Here is a 23857-nt window from a genome sequence, read left to right as displayed (position 1 = left end):
GAAGAGCGCATAACTGCGCGGCGGAATGCCGCGATTGCCGTCACCGCCGTGGCGGCAGGCGGCTATGCGCTGGTTTATGGCGGTCATATACTGATTGCGGGCTCGGCTGAAATGGCAACGGCAGGGCGTATTGCGCTGGAAGGCTGTAAAGCCAATCCGGCGCTGTGCCTGAATAACGTGGGGATTTTCGTTGCTGATGCGGTTGCGCCGGAAGCGGCTGTTGGGACCGGTGTTTTGGCGGCGGGAGCGGTAAAAGTATTAGGTAACAGCAAAGAAGGGGCGAAAAATCTGGCAGAAGGATTGCACAATGCGGGTATGCAGGTCGCTGAGGCATTAACACCGGGTGGTGTGGCTGACATAATAGGTGTGGGTAAAACTGCGGCGGAAGCGGCGGCTGCGAAAATTGTGGTAGCGAGCACTACTAAAAGCATGAATAATGCAGCTCATAATGCTGCTAATTACGCTGGCCTTAAGATGGATCTGAAAACAACTCAAGCTGCAAATGAAGTAGTGGAGAGTCTGAAAACTACAGGTCAGTTGCCGAAAAATTATGTTACTAAGAACCAAGCAATAGGTAATGGTTGGAAACCTGGAAAGGCTCTCAATAATACTACACCTGGAGGTCAATTAGGTGGCGATATCTTTGAGAATTCAAATAATCTACTACCACCCTCTCTTGGCCGGGTATGGCGTGAGGCTGACATAGGATTGGATAATACGATGTCTCGTGGTAATCAACCAGGAACTCGATTGCTGTATTCTAATGATGGTTTGTTATATATCACCGTTGATCATTACGAAACGGCTATTTCAATAGGTAAGTGGAAATGAGAGATCATAAAATTATTTTAGATGGAAAAGACATCTGTTCAGAGGGTGATTTTCATAAAGCATTATCTGAACAGTTAGAATTTGGCCCTTATTATGGGAATAATCTTGATGCGTTATGGGATCGTTTAAGTAGTGATATTGAACGTCCAGTGACAATTGTTTGGCTAAATTCTGAATCTTCTCATCAGTATTTGGGCGATACTTTTAAAAAAATTATTACCATATTTAATCGGGTTAAAGAACAAGACATCAATTTTAAACTAGCTGATAAATTTGACTATCAATTAGAGTAACTGGGTTATGTAGCGGTTAATGCGACTAAAAATTTGCTTAATAAGCCTGTTGCTCAAAAAATAGGTGCAGAGAAATATTGCATAATGCGGGGATGCGGATTGTTGAAGCACTAACACCGGGTAGCGCGTGCAATCGGTGTAGGTAAAATTGTAGCAGAAGCGGTGGCTGCGAAAACTGAAGTTGTGGCAGTTAATGTGACGACAAATCCATAAACTTCAGGAAGCGCTGACGAGTAATGAAGTAAAGGCTTAGACAGCCAAATTTATCGGGGCGTTGTCAGGCGCTCTGATTAGCCATACCCGGAAGGCGCTTATAGTGCAGCGAACAGCGCAGAGCTTGTCTATCTATACTGATTGCCGCCTCGGCTGAAATGGCAACAGCAGGGCGTATTGCGCTGGAAGGCTGTAAAGCTAATCCGGCGCTGTGCCTGAATAACGTGGGGATTTTCGTTGCGGATGCGGTTGCGCCGGAAGCGGCGGTTGGGATCGGTGTTTTAGCTGCTGGAGCGGTAAAAATATTAGGTAACAGCAAAGAAGGGGCGAAAAATCTGGCAGAAGAGTTGAGTCATGCCTCAGAACCGCTGTTAAGAAATGCTAAACCTGATACCCATGCCGTAGCTAGCTTGATTGAAAAAGAAGCGTTGTATATGGAGCGCAACTTGGCAACAGCGGCGGAAGCTGCGGCGGTAAAAACAGAAACTGTAGCGATTGATGCAACTAAAAATATACGTAATGAACCTATTGGCCAAAAAATAGACACAGAGAGGTTTGGCAAATTAGGGCTAACTGAACTTGCTAAAACAGGAACTAAACTTGATCCGGCTGCTAAAGCAGGAAATTTAACTGTTGCTGGTAGAGCCTTGCAGAAACATGGTAGCCGAGAGGGAAGTGCATTCCCTGTTGCTAAAGGAGGTCCAGCACAGATTAATCAACAAGGACAAAAAATCTTGGAGGGAATAATCAAATCGCCAGGAGCTAAGGTCCAAGAGGGCAATCGTTTTGGTGGTTTTGATATAATAGCATCGGATGGTCGCGGGGCAAGATTTGATCCTCAAGGTAACTTCCGTGGATTTTTGGAGCCATAATGAATAATAGACATCAACTAAAGATTGTCGTAGCAAGCGATGTAGGTTACGAATATTTGATCGCTGAAATTTATTGTAATGGAGAATTTTTTGCTCTCTTGCAACAAGAAGAGGGAATTGAAAATATTAAGGTAGAATTTTCTCCTAATGCTAGAACTATTGATCTTGATTGGCTGCAAGATGCTTTATCAAAAGCAAAAGAACATTTATTGAATAAATAAACTGGTCCCTGCTTTGCGTCGGGCTGTTGTTGGTCAGGTATAAAACTGCACAGTGGGGGAATTATTGAGTGTAATTAGAAAAAGGCGTATTCATGGTCAGACTTTACGGCAGAGAAATTACTGTTGATGGATGGTAACTGGAAATTCAACCCCCGCGTGCATGAACTGACCCAAAAAATTGGACGGGTTACACTAAACAGCTAATAATGTCTGAGTTCGGAACTCTACCGGACTCAGACCATTTAACTTTAAGCGAATTCTTTCATGGTTGTCATAGTGGATGTATTTTGAATGCTACGGGCAATATTAATCATATGATTTAATTTTGCGAAGAGCTTGAATCAGTGCCGGACAACAAGTTACGCTTAGCGGGTCACGATATTGATCTATTTCGTCCCAATGCACCGGAAGCATCAGAGAGTCTGTTTCATTTATCCAGCTTATATGGATTAGACAAACTGTTTGAATTAAAAGAGCGGATGACCACGGTTGATTTATCCGAATTGGGCACGCAAATATCGTAACAACATGACTGAGCACATGTTGTATCAGTTATCGGTAGATAATCAAAAAGATATCCTGGCGGCAGGCGGCTATGCGCTGGTTTATGGCGGTCATATACTGATTGCGGGCTCGGCTGAAATGGCAACGGCAGGGCGTATTGCGCTGGAAGGCTGTAAAGCCAATCCGGCGCTGTGCCTGAATAACGTGGGGATTTTCGTTGCTGATGCGGTTGCGCCGGAAGCGGCTGTTGGGACCGGTGTTTTGGCGGCGGGAGCCGTAAAAGTATTAGGTAATAGCAAAGAAGGGGCGAAAAATCTGGCAGAAGAGTTGAGTCATGCCTCAGAACCGCTGTTAAGCAATGCTAAACCTGATACCCATGCCGTAGCTAGTTTGATTGAAAATGAGAAGTTGTATGTTGGAAAGGGGACGATTAACCAACAATACCTTACAGAAATGTCTAAGAATGGTGTCAAATTTTCACCTGAAAATGTCTTAAGAGCTGAAAAGTTAGCTGATGGTAAAATAGTGTTTCTTGAGAAAGGTAATTCATCGGCGGGGCTTCAACATATTGTAGAACGCCATGTAAATGACTTTGCCAAAATAGGTGTTTCAGAATCACAAATACCAAATATAGTCATGGATGCTGTTTCTAAAGGAAAGATGCTACAAAAGAGGCCATAACCCCAGTAGTTACGGCTAAATTAGAAGTGAATGGAAAAATATTTACTGATACGAATCAAACAGCAAGAGCTTCTGAACAGGCAAATGCGAAACAAGGTTCTCTAATTGCTGACAGAATTTCGACAAAAGAAATAGCTAAAGGTAAAGCATTACCAAACGGTAATATGGCAACCGCTCATGCGGAAATCAGTGCCATCCGTGAAACCTATCCGGTCAGTCAGAAGGTTCATATTATCCTTGACGGAGCAGGTTACCACCGGGGTGAGTTGATGAAAGAATGGGTTTATGTGATGAATATCGACCTTCATGACTCACCGCCAAATCGGGTATAAAAACAATCCGGTATAAATAATATATACCGGATTATTATATCAAGGTTAAATTATTAATATATCAATATACCAATATTACACCACCTCCCCTTCATCACTGATTGCCAGAGCCATATTGAGGGCCTGAGCTAAAGCCATTTTATTCTCATCATTTTCCAATAAACTAAAATGGTCACCGGGAATAGCAATGAGTTTAAGCGAAGTATCAGCTATTATTTGCGCCCAACCTAACGACGGATCGATATTTAAAGGCTCCGACTTTTCATCCGTCATAAAAGAAATAGACGGGGAAGGCTCTACCGCATAAAACTGATGCAGCGTTACCGATAATGCTGGTGGCTCATAATTTCTGACGATTTGTTCGTAATGCTCCATCTGTTCCCAACGCTTCGCCATTAAGTCAGCACTCAGATTGACGGGATATAACGCCAATTCCTGCGCCGCTGTAATAAATCGCACCAAATTCAATTCATCGATTCGCTGATACAATGCCGCAATCTCTTCAGAATGTTCTTCCCCTAATTGCCTGACCAACTCAGCAAAAAATTGATGTTTGGGTTGCGCTATCTGCTGACCAAAGCAATGAGGAGCAAGCGTGTCAATCAGCCCCAGGAAATTAACCCGCTCGTCAGCACTCAAAAGCTGTTGAGCAATGGCATAAGCCAATATGCCACCAGAAGAGTAACCCCCTATCCGATATGGACCTACCGGTTGTACCGCTTTCATCAAGGTGATCATTCTGGCAGCCTGCTCTTCCATCGTTGACATCGGTTCTTCACTGATGGACGGCCAAGGCAGCGCATAAATCGGGTAGCCCGACGAAATATGCTGAGCCAGCCCGAAAGCATAGGAGTAGTCACCCATGCCACTGGGAACAAAGAACAGCGGCAACCCGGTTCCATCAGGTCGTACCGATATGGCGCTGTTTTGCGGCTGAGACAGTAAATCCGAGGTGATTTTTGCGGCCAGTTCAGTCAGCACCGGGAATTGGAACAAGGTATTCAATGTGCAAACCATCCCTCGACCCGCGGCAATATTCGTCATGCGCATAGCGAGCAGTGAATGGCCGCCTAATACGAAAAAGTTGTCATGTCGACTGACCTGCTCAACGCCCAATAACTCACACCAGATCGCCGCCAGAGCTGTCTCAGTTTCTCCTTGCGGCGCTTCATAGACCTGACGGGAAAAATCTCCCTTCTCTGGCGTGGGTAATGCCCGGCGATCTAGCTTGCCGTTCGGGGTTTGCGGGAAGATATCCAGACGCACAACAGCTGACGGCACCATATAATCTGGCAAAATGGTACTCAGATGAGCACGCAAACTGGCAGCCAGACCTTCATTCGCTTCCGCTACCACATAGGCGACCAAATACTTGTCCTGACCATCCTCCCACACCAACACCGCCGCCTCTTGCACCACCGGGTGTTCCAACAACTGGGTTTCAATCTCCCCCAGTTCAATCCGAAAGCCCCGAATTTTAACCTGCTCGTCGTTACGGCCCAGAAATTCCAGATTGCCGTCCGGTAAATAGCGGGCCAAATCCCCCGTGCGATACATCCGCGCACCAGATACCGGACTAAAGGGATCGGCTATAAAACGTTCCTCACTCAATTCAGGCTGGTTAAGATAACCCCGTGCAACCCCGACGCCACCAATATACATTTCGCCAACGCAGCCGAATGGGACAGGTTGACCGTCGCTGTCCAGTAGGTAGATGCAGGTATTTTTAAGCGGCTGGCCGATAGAACTGTCATCAGCCGGGGCTAATATCTCCTTACAGGTCGCCGTCACGGTATTTTCCGTCGGGCCATAGGCGTTCAACAGTCGAGGTCGGTAGGTTTCCCGCGCAAACCACTCTTGAATAGCGCTCTTTTTAACGGCTTCACCCCCAATAATGATGAACCTGAGGCAATCCGGTAGCGGTAATGTATTGTCTCTGGCAATCAGTTCGGACCAAAATAACGCCGGCAGCGACATCACTGTGATACGGTTCTGCCAGGCTAAGGCAATAAATTCCTGCATGGAAGTCAGCCAGCGCTCATCACGCATGACCAATGTGGCGCCATTACACAATGACAAGCAGCATTCTTCTACTGAAACATCAAACGCAAAAGAGGCAAATTGTAACAGCCGGTCTTGCGCAGTAACTGCATAGGTCTCATTAAAACCCAAATGACGTTGATACAACGCCTGATGTTCTATCATCACCCCTTTCGGCTGCCCGGTTGAACCGGAAGTGTAGATAACATAAGCCAGATGTTGTGGCATCAACCCGGTTACCCGAGGGTTACTGTCCGGCTGGTCTGGCAGGGTATCCGGCGTAAGTACGGTCAACCCGGTAAGCGCTTCTTCGCCAAGCGCCGCCCGGCCAGCTTCATCAACCAGTACCACTGACGGGGCGGTATCATTCAGGATATACGCCAGACGTTCTCCCGGATAAGTCGGGTCCAGCGGCACATAAGCCCCGCCCGCTTTCAGCACCGCCAACAAAGCCACCACTATCGCCGGTGAACGTGCCAGGCAAATCGCCACTCGCTGATCCGGTATGACGCCCAATGCAATCAGTTGATGGGCAAGGCGGTTGGCGCGAGCATTTAATTCGGCATAGCTGAAACACCGCGCTTCATACACTAACGCGGTCGCCTCTGGAGTTTTCTCTGCCTGTTGCTCAAACAGTTGGTGAATACATAATGGGTCAGGATAAGGGTTTTCAGTGGCATTCCAAGTTTCCAGTAACAAGGTACGTTCCGTTTCAGGCAGGATGTTCAGCGCGCGTACCGGCGTCTCCGGGGCCTGTTCAAGCGCCTCCACCAGACTTTCCAGCGCCTGCTGCATATAACCGCAGAGTCGATCTGGCTCAAATGGCTGCACCACCAGAGCAGTCAGCCCCAACGTGGAACCCCCATCCTCCACCGACAGCCCAAATGGATAGTTGGTTCGCTCCTGTCCATCCAGAAATTCAATACCTCTGATGACGTCATCCGACGTTGCCGATAAGGCATTATGTCGATAGTTGAACAGAGCACTAAAGAGTGGCGTACCGCTGGCGATACCACTGCACCGCTGGGCCAGCGCCAGTGAGGCATGCTCATGCTCCAGCAACCCGGCCAGTCGCAAATGTACCGTACGCACGCTATCCTGTACCGGGGTATCATCAATATCCAGTCGCAACGGCAAGGTATTAATAAACAACCCCATACCATTGTCTGCCCCTTCCCCCGCTCCCATGCGCCCAAACAGGACGGTACCAAACACTACTTTCTCTTGACCACTAGTATGCGACAGTACCTGTGCCCAAGCCAGATGACACAACGCCGCCAGACTGACACCCAAACGCCGAACCAAACCGCGCAGACGGCCATTCAGCTCAGGCGCCAACATCCGATGAGATTCCCTCATTTGAGATCCGTCACGATGCACCTCTGTCAGTCCGAAGGGGAATGTTGGCTCATCCACCTCCGCCAACATGTCGGTAAAGAAACGAGTATGTGCTGCCTGATCCCCCTTCAACCGGGTCTGAGCCACCAGATTGCGGAAAGGAACCGGCGCAGGCAGGCTATCCCCCTGCCCAGAAAAATACGCCTGCACTTCACGGTGCATCACTTCCATCGTTTCATGGTCGCCAATCAAGTGATGCTGCAATTCCAGTAAGAACCAGCGTCCATCGGTTTCCTGGACGATAATAAAATGCAGTAGCGGTGCCTGACTCAAATTAAGACGATAATGCCCCGGATCAAAACGCCGGGTTAACTGGTCAATGACTGGGCCGTCAGCCGGGTCTAGCGTCAGTTCCATCACAGGCAACCGTGCCTGACGCCAAACCACTTGCGCCGGAACGGATAATCCTTGCCAGATAAACGCAGTACGCAGGATGTCATGGCGATCAATCCCCTGTTGTACCGCCGCCAAATAACGGTCCAATAGAGAGCGATTCTCAAAGATCACCGGATAGAGCAACAGATACGGATCGCCTTCTTGTTCCAACAAGTGATGGAACAAGATACCGTCCTGCAACGGTGACAGGGCATAGATATCCTGAATATTAGCGACACCATCCGGCACCTGCCCGACGATGCGATCAATATCAGTCCGAGTCAGATCAATCAGCGGCAACATTTCCGGCGTCAGCACCGTAGTGGCTGGAGTGATGACGTTAGGCGGTACCACTACAACCTGATGCTGTCCCAATGTTTGGGCCAAATCTGACAGCACCGGAAATTGGAACAGATCTCGCGCCGTTAGTGTTAACCCCAAGTGACGCAGGCGTTCAATCATCCGTACAGCGAGCAGTGAATGGCCGCCCAACACAAAGAAGCTGTCATGTCGGCTAATCTGTTCAATACCCAATAACTCACTCCAGATAGCCGCCAGGGCGATCTCAGCTTCCCCTTGCGGCGCTTCATAGACTTGACGGGCAAAATCTTCCTCCCGTGGTGGCGGTAATGCCCGGCGATCTAGCTTGCCGTTCGGGGTCTGTGGGAAGGTATCCAGATGTACAAAGGCTACCGGAACCATATAGTCAGGTAAAATCGCACTCAAGTATTCACGTAAATCAGCAGCCAATCTCTCATGCGCTTCCGCTGCCACATAGGCGACCAGCCGTTTGTGCCGCCCGTCATCCAATGCCAGCACCGCCGCCTCTTGTACCGCTGGGTGTTCCATCAACCGAGTTTCAATTTCCCCCAGTTCAATTCGGAAGCCTCGGATTTTTACCTGTTCGTCGTTACGGCCCAGGAATTCCAGCTCACCATCCGGCAAGTAGCGGGCCAAATCCCCCGTGCGATACATCCGCGCACCGAATACCAGACTAAAGGGATCGGCTATAAAACGTTCCGCACTCAATTCCGGCTGGTTAAGATAATTCCGGGCCACCCCCACGCCGCCAATATACATTTCGCCAACGCAGCCTAATGGAACAGGTTGACCGTATTTGTCCAGCAGGTAAATACAGGTATTTTTAACTGGTCGGCCGATAGAACGATCATCTGTCGGGAATAATATCGCTTTACAGGTCGCCGTCACGGTATTTTCCGTCGGGCCATAGGCGTTCAATAGTCGAGGACGATGGACTTCCCGCGTAAACCAATCCTGAACGGCGCTCTTTTTCACCGCCTCACCCCCAATGATGATGAGCCTGAGGCAATCTGGTAACGGTAATCCATTGTCTCTGGCAACCAGTTCGGACCAAAACAACGCCGGCAGAGACATCACTGTGATACGGTTTTGCCCGGCTAAGGCAATAAATTCCTGCATAGAAGTCAGCCAACGCTCATCACGCATCACTAACGTGGCGCCATTACACAGTGATAAGCAGCACTCCTCCACCGAAACATCAAACGCAAAAGAGGCAAATTGTAATAACCGGTCTTGCGCGGTAACTGCATAGGTGTCATTAAAACCCAGATGACGTTGATACAGCGCCTGATGTTCTATCATCACCCCTTTCGGCTGCCCGGTTGAACCGGAGGTATAGATGACATAAGCCAGATGTTGTGGCGTCAGCTCGGCTACCCGCGGGTTACTGTCCGGCTGGTCTGGTAGGATATTCGAGTCAAGTACCGTCAGCCCGGCCAGGGCCTGCTCGCCAAGCACCGCCCGGCCAGCTTCATCAACCAATACTACTGACGGGGCGGTATCATTCAGGATATACGCCAGACGTTCTCCCGGATAAGTCGGGTCCAGCGGCACATAAGCCCCGCCCGCTTTCAGCACCGCCAACAAAGCCACCACTATCGCCGGGGAGCGTGCCACGCAAATCGCCACCCGTTGATCCGGTATAACGCCCAATGCAATCAATTGATGGGCAAGGCGGTTGGCGCGAGCATTTAATTCGGCATAACTGAGAGTCTGCTCTTCATAGACTAACGCGGTCGCTTCCGGGGTTTTCTCTGCCTGTTGCTCAAACAGTTGGTGAATACATAATGGGTCAGGATACGGGGTTTCCGTGGCATTCAAGGTTTCCAGTAACAGTGTGCGTTCCGTTTCAGGTAGGACATTCAGCATACGTACCGGTGTCTCCGGGGCCCGTTCAAGCGCCTCCACCAGACTTTCCAGCGCCTGTTGCATATAACCGCATAGCCGATCTGGCTCAAACGGCTGCACTACCTGAGCGGTCAACCCCAACGTGGAACCCCCATCCTCCACCGACAGTCCAAATGGATAGTTAGTCCGTTCCTGTTCGCCCAGGAATTCAATCCCGGCCATCGTCTCATCCAACGCCGCCGGTTGCTCATTATGGCGATAGTTGAACAGAGCACTAAAGAGCGGGCTTTCCCCCTGTACCCCACTGCACCGCTGGGCCAGCGCCAGTGAAGCATGCTCATGCTCCAGCAATTCAGCCAATCGTAGATGCACCGCCCGCACGCTATCTTGTACCGGGGTCTCGTCAATATCCAGTCGCAACGGCAGGGTATTCATAAACAGTCCCATGCCATTATCTGCCCCTTCCCCCGCCGCCATACGCCCAAACAGCACGGTGCCAAACACCACTTTTTCCTGACCACTGGTACGCGACAGCACCTGCGCCCAAGCTAGATGACACAACGCCGCCAGACTAATACCCAAGCGCCGAGCCTGACTGCGCAGGCGATCATTTAACGTGGTCGTCAGCATCCGGTGGGATTCCGTCATTCGAGATCCATCACGATGCACCTCCGCCAACCCAAATGGCAACGTTGGCTCATCCACCTCCGCCAACATGTCGGTAAAGAAACGGGTATGTGCCGTCTGACTCACCCCCAGCCGGGACTGAGCCACCAGATTGCGGAAAGGGGCCGGCGTAGGCAGATATTCTTCCTGCCCGGCAAAATACGCCCGCACCTCACGGTGCATCACTTCCATCGTTTCATGATCACCAATCAAGTGATGCTGTAATTCCAGTAAGAACCAACGACCATCAGTTTCCTGAGCGATAACAAAATGCAATAACGGGGCCTGCCCCAGATCAAGACGATACTGACTCGGATCAAAGCGCCGGGTTAACTGGTCAATGACTGGGCCGTCAGCCGGGTCTAGCGTCAGTTCCGTCACGGGCAACTGTGCCCGGCGGCAAACTACTTGTGCCGGGGCTGACAATCCTTGCCAGATAAACGCCGTCCGCAGGATGTCATGACGATCAATCGCCTGTTGCACCGCCGCCAGATAACGATCCAGCAGAGACCGGTTAGCAAAGACCACCGGGTAGAGCAACAGATACGGGTCGCCTTCCTGTGCCAACAAGTGGTGGAACAGAATACCGTCCTGCAATGGCGACAACGCATAGATATCCTGAATATTGGTCATCCCGTCCTGTACCAGTTCAACGATGCGATCAATATCAGTCTGAGTCAGCTCAATCAGCGGCAACATCTCCGGCATCAGCGCCGTGGTGGCTGGAGTGATGACGTTAGGCGGTATTATCACGGCCTGATGCTGCCCCAACGCTTGAACCAGTGCTGATAGCACCGGAGACTGGAACAGATCACGCGCCGTTAGTGTTAACCCCAAGTGACGCAGGCGTTCAATCATGCGTACAGCGAGCAGTGAATGGCCGCCCAACGCAAAGAAACTGTCATGTCGGCTTATCTGCTCAATGCCCAATAATTCACGCCAGATAGCCGCCAAGGCGATCTCTGCCTCTCCTTGTGGCGCTTCATAAATCTGACGGGCAAAATCTTCCTCGCCTGGCGCGGGTAATGCCCGGCGATCCAGCTTACCGCTCGGGGTCTGAGGGAAAGTATCCAGACGCACAAAAGCCACCGGAACCATATAGTCAGGTAAAATCGCACTCAAGTATTCACGTAAATCAGCAGCCAATCTCTCATGCTCTTCCGCCGCCACATAGGCGACCAGCCGTTTGTGCTGCCCGTCATCCAGCGCCAGCACCGCCGCCTCTTGTACCGCCGAGTGTTCCACCAAACGGGTTTCAATTTCCCCCAACTCAACCCGGAAGCCACGGATTTTAACCTGCTCATCGTTACGGCCCAGGAATTCCAGCTCACCGTCCGGCAGAAAACGGGCCAAATCCCCGGAGCGATACATCCGCGCATCGGATTCCGAACTAAAGGGATCCGACAGAAAACGTTCCGCGCTCAATGTAGGTCGGTTCAGATAACCCCGTGCCACACCCACGCCGCCAATGTACATTTCGCCAATGCCACCCAATGGAACCGGATTCCCCTCTCTGTCCAACAGATAGATGCAGGAATTTTTAACCGGCCGGCCAATAGAACGGGCATCTTCCGGGGATAATATCTCCTTGTAGGTCACCGTCACAGTATTTTCCGTCGGGCCATAGCCGTTCAACAACCGGGGCCGGTGACCTTCCTGCGCAAACCAGTCCTGAACGGCGTTCTTTTTTACCGCCTCGCCACCAATCATGACAAGCCGGAGGCAATCCGGCAGCGGTAACCCTGGATCTCTGGCCGCCAGTTCAGACCAGAATAAGGTCGGCAGAGAAATGATCGTAATACGATGTCGCCGGGCTAAAGCAATAAATTCCCGTACCGAAGCCAGCCAGCTATCATCCCGGATAACCAGTGTGGCCCCGTTACACAATACCGAGAAAAATTCCTCTACTGAAACGTCAAACACAAAAGCGGCAAATTGCAACACCCGATCTTGCTCAGTGACGACATAGGTGTCATTAAAGCCCAGATAGCGTTGATAAATCGCCTGATGTTCTATCATCACTCCTTTCGGCTGCCCGGTTGAACCGGAGGTGTAAATCACATAGGCCAGATGCCGTGGTGTCAATGCAGTCACCGATGGATTGCTGTCCGGTTGGTCAGGTAGGATATTCGGGTCAAGCACGGTCAACCCGGCCGGCGCGACGTCACCCAACGCTGCCCGCCCGATCACATCAGCCAATATCACTGACGGGGCAGTATCATTTAGGATATACGCCAGACGTTCCGCCGGGTAGGTTGAATCCAGCGGCACATAGGCCCCACCCGCTTTCAGCACCGCCAGCAGCGCCACCACCATCGCCGGGGAGCGTGCCACGCAAATCGCCACCCGCTGGTCCGGCATGACACCCAATGCAATCAATTGGTGCGCCAGCCGGTTAGCGCCAGCATTTAATTCAGCGTAACTGAAACACTGCCCTTGATACTCTAACGCCGTGGCCTCTGGAGCTTGCGCTACCTGTTGCTCAAATAACTGATGAATACATAACGGATCAGGATAGGGGGTTTCAGTCGCGTTCCAAGTTTCCAGTAGCAATGTGCGTTCAGCCTCAGGCAACAAATTAAGCTGCCCGACGGGAATGTCATCCCCCATCCTTTTCGATGCCGCCAGCACCTGTAAGTGCTCGCTCATCCGCAAAACGACTTCCGTGCTCAAGCGGCTTTCATCGTAGATCCAGCGAAACCCCCCCAGTGCATTTATCTGGAGGGTCAGCAATTCACCGGATACCTTTTGATCACGTGGCCTATCACCCTTTATCAACGAGACGGCGATTTGCCACGGCCGGCTTGTTGCCAACGCCGGGATAGCATGCAATGAAGGAGAGCAAGAGAAGAGATCACAACTAAATGTGCCGTGCCGCGCTAACCGGGATAGCTCATCATCAACCCAGCCAGCTACCTCACGCCAAGGCTTATCAAACGCTACCTCAACGGCCATCGGCACCACCGGCGCCAGATTTGCCGATTCATCTTTTACCTTATCCACGCTCCAACCGATTTGGAATACGGTCTGCTGAGTCAAACGTGCAAGGTAAATGACAAAAGTCTGCAACAACGTGCGCAATGGCTCCTCTTCACCATTTTTTTGCGGAGGAGATTGCCAAGCACTCATTGTCCATATGGGTTCTGTTTGTTCTCCGGCGGTTTCGAAAGGTAACTGGAGGGGTTGAAAAGCAGCAAGACGCTCATACCAGAATAATTCACTGGATGTGAGTCTCTGGAGGATATTCTTTGTATTTCGAGTTTGTTGTGAAACGTCATTTGCGTCGGTTATATTTTCTGACGTCTGAGTTTTAAACGCACTTCCCACTTTAACAATATTATTTTTCATCTACTACTACCTCAACGAATCTGTTAGAAATTTGAGAACCGTCATTCCCGACAGTCATCACTAATGTTTCTCTCCTACTTCTTGCCCAAAAATAAAAATAGACACATCTGCTATCCATCCAAGCAACTCAAATACGGGATACACAGCCCGATTAATTCACTGCAATTTTTGCTGACTGACGTTAACTGCCTATTCCAATAGGCGCTGAATTCCATAATTAAAAACTTAACCATTAGCTGCATTTATTATCCATAATTGCCAAATAACCTATACCCTTCATCTTTCAAGCTGCTGCTTTGTTGGCTGCTTTCACTCACCCCAGTCACATCGTTATCTATGCTCCTGGGGATTCGTTCACTTGCCGCCTCGCTGCAACTCGAAATCTATTAGGTATATAATTTTATCTGTTTTCAATTAATACCTAATTAAAATCATTTCAAATAAAATTAAGTATTTTAAAGATAAAACAGACCAATTTATATTTAATTATCAAAATATTACTTTGATAATCATCTGTGAAATAGCCCCCCACCAAATAATCCTGCGCATTAAATTATATCAAAATATAACGACAAGCTAAAAATAATTCATAAAAAATTATTTTTCAACAATAAGACAATACAGCTAACAAATATACCACAAATGGATAAATATAAATTATATTTAACTTGATCACATATTACCCGTAATAACTATAACATGAAGAAAATATAAACGCCATTATATCCAGAACCACCAAGAAACAATTTCAAATTAAAGTAACTTAATTTCCATTGCTTCATAATAATACACATCGCAATCTATATACTATTCAATAATATTTACTATCGCACAAATTAAACACCCTCCCATTTGAATAATTTAATTTTAAGTCACCTTATATCTCATTCAAACTTTAAATATAAAAATAACTTTTTCATTACATATATTTACAACTAAACACCCATATTAAACCATTTATTAAAATCATAAAAAACCAATAACAACATTAATTTAAATTTTATGATTGATATTATTTTAAAATAACATGGGTATTAACTCCCTATCCCAACAAAGCTATTGGGATAGGCTCTAATACTTATACCCTTCATCTTTCAAGCTGCTGCTTTGTTGGCTGCTTTCACTCACCCCAGTCACATAGTTATCTATGCTCCTGGGGATTCGTTCACTTGCCGCCTCGCTGCAACTCGAAATCTATTAGGTATATAATCCAATATATCTCCACCGAGTAATTGACAACAAAGCACCCCTCATATTTTTATATTTAAATTGTTCAAGGTTAGCTATTTAGAATATATTAACCATCTGTTATTTCTATAAAATTATCTATTTATACCTTCTATAACTCACATCCTTAAATGTTAATGATAAAGCAGCTACAATAGCTGGAATGGATAAAATGGCAAAAATAGTGCTATGACTTAATTCAAGCTTGATCAATTCCGCGCCAAATAAGGCACCGAAAATCCCACCAAATCTGCCAAACCCTAGCATCCAAGCAACGCCTGTTGCCCTACAATGTGTAGGATAAAATTGTGCGACAATTGCCCCCATCGACGCCTGAGCACCATTCATCGCTATCCCGGCAAGAAATATAAAAATACTCAATAACAATACATTCTCTTCTTGACCAATAAAAAAGACAAAAATACCAGTTAGTAAATAATTAGTTGCAACCACTTTATGAGGATTAATTCGATCCATTAACCAACCGGAAAATATTGTGCTTATTACACCGCCCAAAGGAAATAATGCTGTCAATGTTGCCGCCATGCTAATACTGAAACCAACATCATTCATTAAAAACGGCATCCAACTTGTCAGAAGATAAAAAACCAATGCTCCCATACAATAAGTTATCCATAACATTATCGTCCCGAGTAAGAATCGATCGGATAAAACTGTTTTAATTGACGACTTATGTATAATTTCTTCTTCATCAAAGGTAAACTTGTTTATCTCATTTAAAGCATTACCGGTCATTTTAGACAAAATTCGTCTTATATTACCTTCTGAACCCCCTTTCAAAACCAAATACCTAAGTGATTCAGGTAATAAAGGCAAGAGAAATAGCGATAGCAACAACGGCAGAATACCCCCTAAAATCAAAACTCCCTGCCAACCAAAATGTGGAATAATCCATGCGGAAATCACCCCACCTACCGCTGCACCAAGAGGGAAACCACAAAAAACGATATTTATTAACAAGGATCTCCGATTCTCTGGTGCATATTCAGATATTAAGGTTATTGCATTTGACATTGCCGCACCAAGACCTAACCCAGTCAAAAAACGCAAAATAGTTAATGTCTGTATTGAATCTGCAACAGCGGTAGCAAGACTAAGCAGGCCAAAAACAGTGACGGATATTGTCAGCACTGATTTTCGACCAAATCGATCTGCAAGTGGGCCAGAAAAAATCGAGCCCAACGATAACCCAAAAAGAGCGGCGCTCATCGTCGGCCCAAGAATAGCACCTTCCACTTTAAAATCATTGACCACGGCGGGTGCAATATACCCCATTAATACCGTGTCAAAACCATCAATAACAACAATTAAAAAACATAGAATTAATACTTGCCATTGAACTTTCGAAAATTTTTGATTATTAATAACATGTTGGATACTGACTGTTTTAGTGCTACTCATCTTGAATCACCAATGCCAAAAATTTCATTATTCTTAATTATAAAGATAAATTGTCAATTGAATAATAGGCGCCAATAACATTGGTTTTTAATGTTTCCCGTGTTAATTCAATTTATGTTTATATTATCGCTATGAAAAATATAATTGACGTTATTATTTTCAATTTATTATTGTATCAACCAACCCGAAACTTGAAATTAAAGACAAGAATTAAAAATCGCAGATAAAAAACTCACATTAATAATAACGCAAAGCATATGATTCCAAGGGCCTATCCCCCTCAGGCTCACTCTTTATTACAAGGAAGAATAAATAAAATAACCTCAATGGGATATGTTACCAACGCACCCATTTTTCCCCTGTGCCCTCCATTGCATCATATAGAGCATAATGCACCTCAAGTTAACGATTGATGGCATAAAAAATATTAATACAATCATTAATCAATGCAAATATAACCGACATTTGCTCCCGAAACCCTACGCCCTGCTGCTCAGAACGAAACCATATCCGCCGGATTAAGCGTGCTTATCACTCCCAGAACTCCCTTAGCCAACGGAATGGCTACCGGAGAGAGATAGGAACCCAACGGGATACTCGCGTGGTCAATGCAGGTAAGCATGGTAAGGTCGTCGTTGCGTCTGGTAAGATCGTCGCTGATAGCTTTGCCAATGCGCACCGTCTGCGCCACTCCATGACCACTCCAGCCATGTACCATATACACGGGTACTCTGTCGCCGCTCTTGCTGGCATCGATGGCACCGTTCAAGGTCAGATCGCTGATCCCGCCCCAGGAATATTCCAGTTCGGTTTTTTCCAACTGCGGGAACACGGTTCTGATACGCTCAAGCAGATAGTTGTTCACATCACGTGGTGACCAGGAGTTGCCAGTACCCTGTCCACCAAACAGCAGGCGGTTGTTGCGCACCGCACGATAGTAGTCGACCTGTAACTGTGTATCATAGACCGGCAGATCTGACGGGATCAGCTCTTTGACATCTACTGGCAATGGCGGCGTTACCGCCACATAGGAAAAAAAAGGCACCGTGGTGGAAGGACCGGAGATAAACTCACCCGTGGAGACATGCACCCCCAACACCACGGCTTTACTTGCCCTGATAACCCCCCGCTCAGTTTCTACGACTGTGCCACCGGCGTCCTTCCTAATGCCCTTCACTTTGGTGTTGTCATAGATTCGCCCACCCAATCTGGCAAAACCATAAACCAGGCCACGCAACAGTGCCAGAGGCTGAACCTGCCCACCGATACTGTCGATATTTGCTCCATGGTAGATGCTCGAACGCACATACTCTTCCTGTAATTCGTGCGGCCCGATAACTCTCATCGCCGTATCGCCCATCTGGCGCCGGGCATCGGCATTAGCCACCAGCGGCCCCATGTGGCCTGCGTGCACCGCAGCAGTGATATGACCATATTTGCGGTCACATTCGAAACTATAACGCTCACGGAGTTCATCCACGAGATTCATCGCTTCAACAGATGCAAAACGCCATAAGCGTTTAGCCTCATCGAATGAAAGTTTTTCCAGCATGGTTTTAGCATCCCAACGTGCAATCCCAGGGGTTATCTGTCCCCCGTTGCGGCCAGAAGCGCCTGAACCAATGTTATCCTTTTCAACCAGAATCACGTCCACTCCCGCTTCAGCAAGATGCAATGCCGTGGAAGCACCCAGCAACCCACCGCCGATAACCACAACCTCGCAGTTCTGGTCTCCAGGCAGGCTTCCAAAAGCTGACCAGTCAGCCAAAGACGCTTCATAATAGTTGGCTGGCATGGCATCAGCGGCAGCGTCTTTATGCCAGCTCCAGATGCGCGGATCCAGCCCCAACCGGCTGGCTCTATGCCGCGCATCCTCCAACAGTGTTGGCCGGAGCCTATCAACATTGACGGCCGGAGCATCGGCCACAGTTAAGGTCCGGGCAAACAGGGATAAGTTGGGAAGTACGGATGAAAGCACTCCCGCCCCCGCGAGCGTCGCGACGGTAGAGATAAAGTCTCTTCTATTCATTGTCATTTCAGTACTCCTGTCATGATCTTGAAATCACCCGTTGGCCTGATTTGGAGAGTTTCCCTATGAGTGAATCCGGCTATCCGAGCTGTATTTATTGCTGCCAGAGCTCCCTTTCAGACCGGCGAGAATCAGCAGGGTAACAGTGCCGATAAACGGTATGAGATGCAGCAGTAACCACCAAGCGCTACAGTTGATGTCGTGCAGGCGGCGGGCATTCACTGCTAGCGCGGGCAAAAACGTGAGTAGCAGATAGACAGCGCTGAACCAGCCCATATAAACTTCAGGATTGGCAACGGCAAAGTAGCTTTCAAGGAAAGAGATAATAAATACAGCTAGGATCTGGAACAGTAAGAAATACCAAAACTCCTTACGCTTGGATCGCCCCCTGAAGCATGCATAGTTCTTTAATACCTTTAAATACCAGTGCATTGTTATCCCCCTCTTGTGAGGCAGCAGGTTCTATCTACTGTTCAGTCAGATCGAGCAGCACAGACTCCAGAATGTTGAGCGCCTCATTAAAAACGTTATTTTGTATGGTCAGCGGCGGAAGGAAACGGATCACGTTGCCGTGTACACCGCACATCAGCAGGATCAGACCACGCTCCAGCGCTTTCTGACGTACCGCGTTGGTAAAACTGGCATCGGGTTCCTGACTGTCCGCATGGTTAAACTCCACCGCAATCATCAGCCCGAGCCCACGCACGTCGGCGATCTGCGGGACACGCGGGCGCAGTTCATGCAGGCACTGTTTTAGCTGGTCTCCCAACTGCGTCGCCCGCGCATTCAGCTTTTCTTCTTCGATCACATCCAGCACCGCATGGGCGGCCGCAATCGCCACCGGGTTACCACCATACGTTCCCCCCAGACCACCAGGCACTACAGCGTCCATCAACTCTGCACGTCCCGTTACAGCCGCCAGCGGCAAACCGCCCGCCAGACCTTTCGCCATAGTGGTCAGATCGGCAACAACCTCATGATGCTCCATGGCAAACAGTTTGCCCGTACGCGCGAAACCGGTCTGGATCTCATCGGCGATAAGAACAATGCCGTGGCAATCGGCAATCTCACGCAGAGCTTTGAGCAACTCGGGAGGAGCAGGATAGAAACCGCCTTCGCCCTGTACCGGTTCGATGATGATGGCAGCGACGCGCGTGGGCTCAATGTCGGCTTTAAAGAGATTTTCCAGCGCATTCAGCGTTTGTTCCACACTAATGCCATGCAGCCCAATCGGAAACGGAACACGGTAAACATCGCTAACCAGCGGGCCGAACCCCATTTTGTACGGTGCAACTTTGCCGGTTAATGACATACCGAGGAAGGTACGGCCATGAAAAGCGCCGCTGAAAGCCACCACGCCACTGCGCCCGGTAGCGGCACGCGCGATCTTCACGGCATTTTCCACCGCCTCGGCCCCGGTAGTGACAAAGACGGTCTTCTTCGCAAAATTACCAGGCACCAAGCGGTTCAGACGTTCGGCCAACGCCACATAATTTTCGTAGGGCACCACCTGATGACAGGTGTGGGTAAACTGTTCCAGTTGTTCTCTGGCTGCCGCGATGACGCGCGGATGGCGGTGGCCGGTATTCACCACGGCAATACCGGCGGCAAAATCGATATAACGTTGCCCCTGAATGTCCCAGATTTCAGCGTTTTCCGCACGCTCCACATAGACTTGCGTGGTCACGCCGACGCCTTTTGCAATAGCCGCACTGCGTCTTTTGGCTAACATAGATTCAGTCATAAATGAAAACTCCTCAGCAATCTGAAATAAGCGAGCTTCAGCAGACAGATACCCGATGTGAATAGCTCTCAGAGCGGGTAGAAGTAACTGATCCAGCGTCGCGACCGCAAGCTTCGCGCTCTAAAAAATACCGTGGCGATGCAGCGCTTTCGCATCCTCCGGTACCGGGGTGATTGCATCCCAAAGCTCAGCCACTTTGCCGCTCTCAATGCGCCATAGCTCGAAGTAGCCGTGACGCACTCCGGCGATACTCCCCTCCGAATGGGTCAGAACAAACTGCCCATCGGCTACCGTACGGTGAATTTTAGTGTAATGCAGACCCTGCCCTTCATCCCTGAGTTGCTTAAGAAACGAGATGACCGCCGCCGTACCATCGGAAATATCAGGGCTGTGCTGGCGAAACAATTCACCATTAGTGTAATTTCCAAACTCTTCGTAGTGACCCTCGATCAAGGTACGTGTGAAAAAGTTGACCACCAGTTCGCGATTCTTCTCTCGGTCATGGTCATGGCCTGCTTCAGTCGGGCCGTCTAACTGAGTCCGGCCACTGACGTTGGGTGCAGCCTGCGGCACCAGACCGTCCCAGTGCTCTACGATTAAGCCATCGGCAACCCGGTACAGATCGAAACCGACCAACGGCGGGTCGTCTAATCCCGTAAAACGACCGTGGATGGCGACCAGATCACCATCTTGCAGTACACGATACGCTTCGTGGTGCAGTTCAGGATGTGTCCAGACCCGCTCACGCAATCCGGCAAGACCCTCTTTGACCAACGGGGAATGTTCGATGAAATGTGGCGCGAAATAACGCTCAAGCGCCCCTATATCACGGTCAGTAAACAGCTCGTGGTGCGCACGCGACACCAAGTCGCGTGGAGATCTATTCTGAATCATTACGGATGTCCTGTATCAGTCGTTGGAACTCATCACGTGTTTGATACGCGTATATTCATCGAAGCCATAAGCCGACAGATCTTTACCATATCCGGAGCTCTTGAAACCGCCATGCGGCGCTTCTGCCGTAAGGGGAATATGGGTGTTAATCCAGACGGTACCGAAATCGAGTTCACGTGACAAACGCAACGCGCGGCCATGGTCGCGGGTCCAGACACTGGAGGCCAGTCCGTATTCCACGTCGTTAGCTTTCTCTATGGCATCCTGTTCATCACGGAACTTCTGCACCGTGATAACCGGGCCGAAAATCTCGCTCTGGATTGCTTCGTCGTGCTGTTCCAGACCAGTAATTACCGTAGGTTCAAAGTAATAACCCGAATGTTCGGCCTGACGGCCCCCTGTTTCGATACAGGCATGAGCGGGCAAACGGGCAATGAAGCCTTTGACCTGCTCCAGCTGACGAGCATTATTGAGCGGCCCATACAGCGCCTTTTCATCTTCCGGATAACCAAAGCGGGTAGCTTTAGCCGCCGCCACCAGTTTGGCGACGAAGGTATCGTAAACAGATTCATGCACCAGCACACGCGAGGCTGCCGTACAATCCTGACCCGCGTTGAAATACCCCGCGGTAGCAATGGTCTCCACCGCTTTGTCCATATCTGCATCGGCGAAAACAACCACCGGTGCTTTGCCACCTAGCTCCAAATGTGCTCTAGTGAGATTAGCCGCCGCCGAAGAGGCAACCTGCAAACCCGCGCGCACGGAACCCGTGATGGAAACCATAGCTGGCATTTTGTGTGAAACAACCAGAGCACCCGCGCTGGCATCACCCAACACCACGTTGAATGCACCTATAGGGAAGAACGGAGCGGCCAGTTCAGCCAGCAACAGAGTACTTTCCGGCGTGGTATCGCTCGGTTTAAGTACCACAGTATTACCCGCTGCCAGCGCAGGCGCTATCTTCCATACTGCCATCATCAGCGGGTAGTTCCACGGCGTAACTTGCCCCACCACGCCCAGTGGTTCGCGCCGGATGCTGGTCGTCATATCAGGAAGATATTCAGCCGTCGCTTTGCCTTCCAGAAAACGGGCGGCGCCAGCGAAGAAACGGATATGATCCACTGATGTCGCAACTTCTTCAGAGGCAATCAGATGCTTGAGCTGCCCGGTATTGCGGCTTTGCGCTTCGATCAGACGTTCAGCGTTTTTTTCCACCGCATCGGCTAATGCCAGCAACGCCTGCTGACGTGCTGACGGTGTGCTGCGCCGCCAGATCTTGGATGCCTCTTTAGCCGATGCATAAGCTTCATCAACATCCGCTACAGTCGCGTTAGGAGAACGCGCATAGATTTCACCAGTGACTGGGCTTACCAGGTCAAAATATTCGGAACTTTTAGATTCAACATACTGACTATTAATAAAATGCCTGAGCGTTGGTACCGCCATAATTACCTCCTGATGGATGAGATAATATAAAATATAACCTATAACTTAATATATTCAATTGCTATATAGCTGTTAATTTCTCAACTAAAAAACAAAAATAAAAGAATAATTAGATATATAGATGTAACTTTCGATATTCCTGTTCAGGAAAATATGCCGATCTGTGAGCAGGATCGAGGATTTTTTTAACTAAAAGAAAAGATTCGGAGCTATTCCTCGGCAGGATTATTTACAATCGAGGTAATATCAGATATTGCTCAGTTTGCAACATCAATATTAAAAAACGAAGTTTTACTGGAGAAATGACGATAAAAAAGACAATAAAAAATATATCTTTATTCGCAGGAATTATATTTGGAAGCTTGACATTATCTCATGCAGCAATTATTCCACCTGGTACACAACTGGCAACTAACCAGAATATTGTTCGTCATAATAATGATTCAGAGCCTGCATCTATTGATATTCATAAAGTTAAAAGTGATGTTGAATTTGATATTATTCACGACTTCTTTAGTGGATTAATTGACACAGGCATTGATGGTAAGTTAAATCCCGATTTAGTAGTCAATTGGGAAACCAAAGATAATAAAGTATGATTATTTCATTTAAGAGAAAGGATAAAGTGGTCTGATAGTTCTCCTATTACTGCCCATGATGTGATTTTTAGTTGGCGACGTTTAATTGATCCCGGAGTTTGAGGTGAGTAGACCCTATGTGAACATCTGTAGGGTGTGTTAAAGTTAAGCTTGGAGTTTTAGGAATATGATGAACGATGAAGAAAAACACCACGCCTACATTGCATGATGCTATTTTTAAGCAGTTCCTGACGCATCCGGATACCGCCAGGGATTTTCTGCAACTTCATCTGCCGCCGGCGTTACTCAAAGTGTGTGATCTGGAAACGCTGCAACTGGCGTCAGGGAGTTTTCTCGAAGACGATCTTCGACCGTACTACAGCGACGTGTTGTATTCGTTGAAAGCAGGTAAGGGTGACGGCTACGTGTATTGTCTGATTGAGCATCAAAGTTCACCGGATAAGCATATGGCGTTTCGGTTGCTACGTTACGCGATCGCTGCGATGCAACGTCATCTTGATGCCGGCCATAAAACGTTACCTCTGGTGATACCCGTATTATTCTACCAAGGAAA

General features: G+C 48.5%; 14 protein-coding genes and 4 pseudogenes. 10 read left to right on the top strand and 8 right to left on the bottom strand.

The window, feature by feature from the left end:
- The 4 genes and pseudogenes from D3222_RS20765 to D3222_RS20750 all read left to right on the top strand — a co-directional run.
- Positions 1-831, top strand: a pseudogene (locus D3222_RS20765) (ribonuclease domain-containing protein); the annotation flags it as partial.
- On the top strand, positions 828-1124 hold the full coding sequence (locus tag D3222_RS20760) for a barstar family protein (RefSeq protein WP_118987824.1): 297 nt from the start codon (positions 828-830) through the stop codon (positions 1122-1124). The pseudogene D3222_RS20765 and the gene D3222_RS20760, both read left to right, overlap by 4 nt.
- 371 nt (positions 1125-1495) lie before the next feature.
- Positions 1496-2209: a hypothetical protein gene (locus D3222_RS25620; RefSeq protein ID WP_198672884.1), complete on the top strand. Its 714-nt coding sequence runs from the start codon at positions 1496-1498 to the stop codon at positions 2207-2209.
- Positions 2209-2430, top strand: coding sequence for a hypothetical protein (locus D3222_RS20750; protein ID WP_118987823.1), 222 nt, complete (start codon positions 2209-2211; stop codon positions 2428-2430). Before D3222_RS25620 ends, D3222_RS20750 begins: the two co-directional genes overlap by 1 nt.
- 192 nt (positions 2431-2622) lie before the next feature.
- On the opposite strand, the pseudogene D3222_RS20745 reads toward D3222_RS20750, so the two are convergent.
- Positions 2623-2718, bottom strand: a pseudogene (locus D3222_RS20745) (IS3 family transposase); the annotation flags it as partial.
- Positions 2719-2774: 56 nt separating this feature from the next.
- On the opposite strand from D3222_RS20745, the gene D3222_RS20740 reads away from it, so the two are divergent.
- The 3 genes and pseudogenes from D3222_RS20740 to D3222_RS27005 all read left to right on the top strand — a co-directional run.
- The gene (locus tag D3222_RS20740) at positions 2775-2954 is read left to right on the top strand and encodes a hypothetical protein (RefSeq protein ID WP_118987822.1); all 180 of its coding nucleotides are present in this window, start codon (positions 2775-2777) and stop codon (positions 2952-2954) included.
- On the top strand, positions 2920-3615 hold the full coding sequence (locus tag D3222_RS20735) for a hypothetical protein (RefSeq protein WP_198672883.1): 696 nt from the start codon (positions 2920-2922) through the stop codon (positions 3613-3615). Before D3222_RS20740 ends, D3222_RS20735 begins: the two co-directional genes overlap by 35 nt.
- Positions 3612-3935 (top strand): annotated as a pseudogene (locus D3222_RS27005) (cytidine deaminase-like fold-containing protein); the annotation flags it as partial. The gene D3222_RS20735 and the pseudogene D3222_RS27005, both read left to right, overlap by 4 nt.
- A gap of 87 nt (positions 3936-4022) precedes the next feature.
- On the opposite strand, the gene D3222_RS20725 reads toward D3222_RS27005, so the two are convergent.
- From D3222_RS20725 to D3222_RS20695, 7 genes are all read right to left on the bottom strand, one after another.
- Positions 4023-13943, bottom strand: coding sequence for a non-ribosomal peptide synthetase (locus tag D3222_RS20725; RefSeq protein WP_118987820.1), 9921 nt, complete (start codon positions 13941-13943; stop codon positions 4023-4025).
- Between the two features lie 1326 nt (positions 13944-15269).
- Positions 15270-16592 carry an MFS transporter gene (locus D3222_RS20720; RefSeq protein ID WP_118987819.1) on the bottom strand — a complete coding sequence of 441 codons (1323 nt, stop codon included), beginning with the start codon at positions 16590-16592 and terminating at the stop codon, positions 15270-15272.
- A gap of 493 nt (positions 16593-17085) precedes the next feature.
- Complete coding sequence (locus D3222_RS20715) at positions 17086-18627, bottom strand: NAD(P)/FAD-dependent oxidoreductase (RefSeq protein ID WP_118987818.1); 1542 nt, start codon at positions 18625-18627, stop codon at positions 17086-17088.
- Positions 18628-18684: 57 nt separating this feature from the next.
- Entirely contained in the window at positions 18685-19053 is a 369-nt protein-coding gene (locus D3222_RS20710; protein WP_118987817.1) for a DUF805 domain-containing protein, read from the bottom strand.
- A 34-nt stretch (positions 19054-19087) separates the two neighbouring features.
- Positions 19088-20365: a 4-aminobutyrate--2-oxoglutarate transaminase gene (locus D3222_RS20705; protein WP_118987816.1), complete on the bottom strand. Its 1278-nt coding sequence runs from the start codon at positions 20363-20365 to the stop codon at positions 19088-19090.
- Between the two features lie 120 nt (positions 20366-20485).
- Entirely contained in the window at positions 20486-21259 is a 774-nt protein-coding gene (locus D3222_RS20700; RefSeq protein WP_118987815.1) for a nuclear transport factor 2 family protein, read from the bottom strand.
- A 15-nt stretch (positions 21260-21274) separates the two neighbouring features.
- On the bottom strand, positions 21275-22705 hold the full coding sequence (locus tag D3222_RS20695; protein ID WP_118987814.1) for a gamma-aminobutyraldehyde dehydrogenase: 1431 nt from the start codon (positions 22703-22705) through the stop codon (positions 21275-21277).
- A gap of 302 nt (positions 22706-23007) precedes the next feature.
- On the opposite strand from D3222_RS20695, the gene D3222_RS20690 reads away from it, so the two are divergent.
- The 3 genes and pseudogenes from D3222_RS20690 to D3222_RS20685 form a co-directional block, all read left to right on the top strand.
- On the top strand, positions 23008-23304 hold the full coding sequence (locus D3222_RS20690) for a hypothetical protein (RefSeq protein ID WP_339367476.1): 297 nt from the start codon (positions 23008-23010) through the stop codon (positions 23302-23304).
- A gap of 15 nt (positions 23305-23319) precedes the next feature.
- Positions 23320-23406 (top strand): annotated as a pseudogene (locus tag D3222_RS26845) (hypothetical protein); the annotation flags it as partial.
- 74 nt (positions 23407-23480) lie between these two features.
- The coding region (locus D3222_RS20685) for an Rpn family recombination-promoting nuclease/putative transposase (RefSeq protein WP_118987813.1) at positions 23481-23857 on the top strand (377 nt) is incomplete at its 3' end.

This window comes from Photorhabdus sp. CRCIA-P01 (genome assembly GCF_003545805.1).
In the GTDB taxonomy this organism is placed as follows: domain Bacteria; phylum Pseudomonadota; class Gammaproteobacteria; order Enterobacterales; family Enterobacteriaceae; genus Photorhabdus; species Photorhabdus antumapuensis.
The sequence above is the reverse complement of the archived record's forward strand: the minus strand, read 5'-3'. Positions and strand labels throughout refer to the sequence as shown.

Bases quoted from the DNA above. Each gene is read 5' to 3' on its own strand.
- D3222_RS20715 (WP_118987818.1), bottom strand. From the start codon at position 18,627: ATGACAATGAATAGAAGAGACTTTATCTCTACCGTCGCGACGCTCGCG.
- D3222_RS20705 (WP_118987816.1), bottom strand. From the start codon at position 20,365: ATGACTGAATCTATGTTAGCCAAAAGACGCAGTGCGGCTATTGCAAAA.
- D3222_RS20710 (WP_118987817.1), bottom strand. From the start codon at position 19,053: ATGCACTGGTATTTAAAGGTATTAAAGAACTATGCATGCTTCAGGGGG.
- D3222_RS20690 (WP_339367476.1), top strand. From the start codon at position 23,008: ATGACGATAAAAAAGACAATAAAAAATATATCTTTATTCGCAGGAATT.
- D3222_RS20750 (WP_118987823.1), top strand. From the start codon at position 2,209: ATGAATAATAGACATCAACTAAAGATTGTCGTAGCAAGCGATGTAGGT.
- D3222_RS20760 (WP_118987824.1), top strand. From the start codon at position 828: ATGAGAGATCATAAAATTATTTTAGATGGAAAAGACATCTGTTCAGAG.
- D3222_RS20720 (WP_118987819.1), bottom strand. From the start codon at position 16,592: ATGAGTAGCACTAAAACAGTCAGTATCCAACATGTTATTAATAATCAA.
- D3222_RS20695 (WP_118987814.1), bottom strand. From the start codon at position 22,705: ATGGCGGTACCAACGCTCAGGCATTTTATTAATAGTCAGTATGTTGAA.
- D3222_RS25620 (WP_198672884.1), top strand. From the start codon at position 1,496: ATGGCAACAGCAGGGCGTATTGCGCTGGAAGGCTGTAAAGCTAATCCG.
- D3222_RS20700 (WP_118987815.1), bottom strand. From the start codon at position 21,259: ATGATTCAGAATAGATCTCCACGCGACTTGGTGTCGCGTGCGCACCAC.
- D3222_RS20725 (WP_118987820.1), bottom strand. From the start codon at position 13,943: ATGAAAAATAATATTGTTAAAGTGGGAAGTGCGTTTAAAACTCAGACG.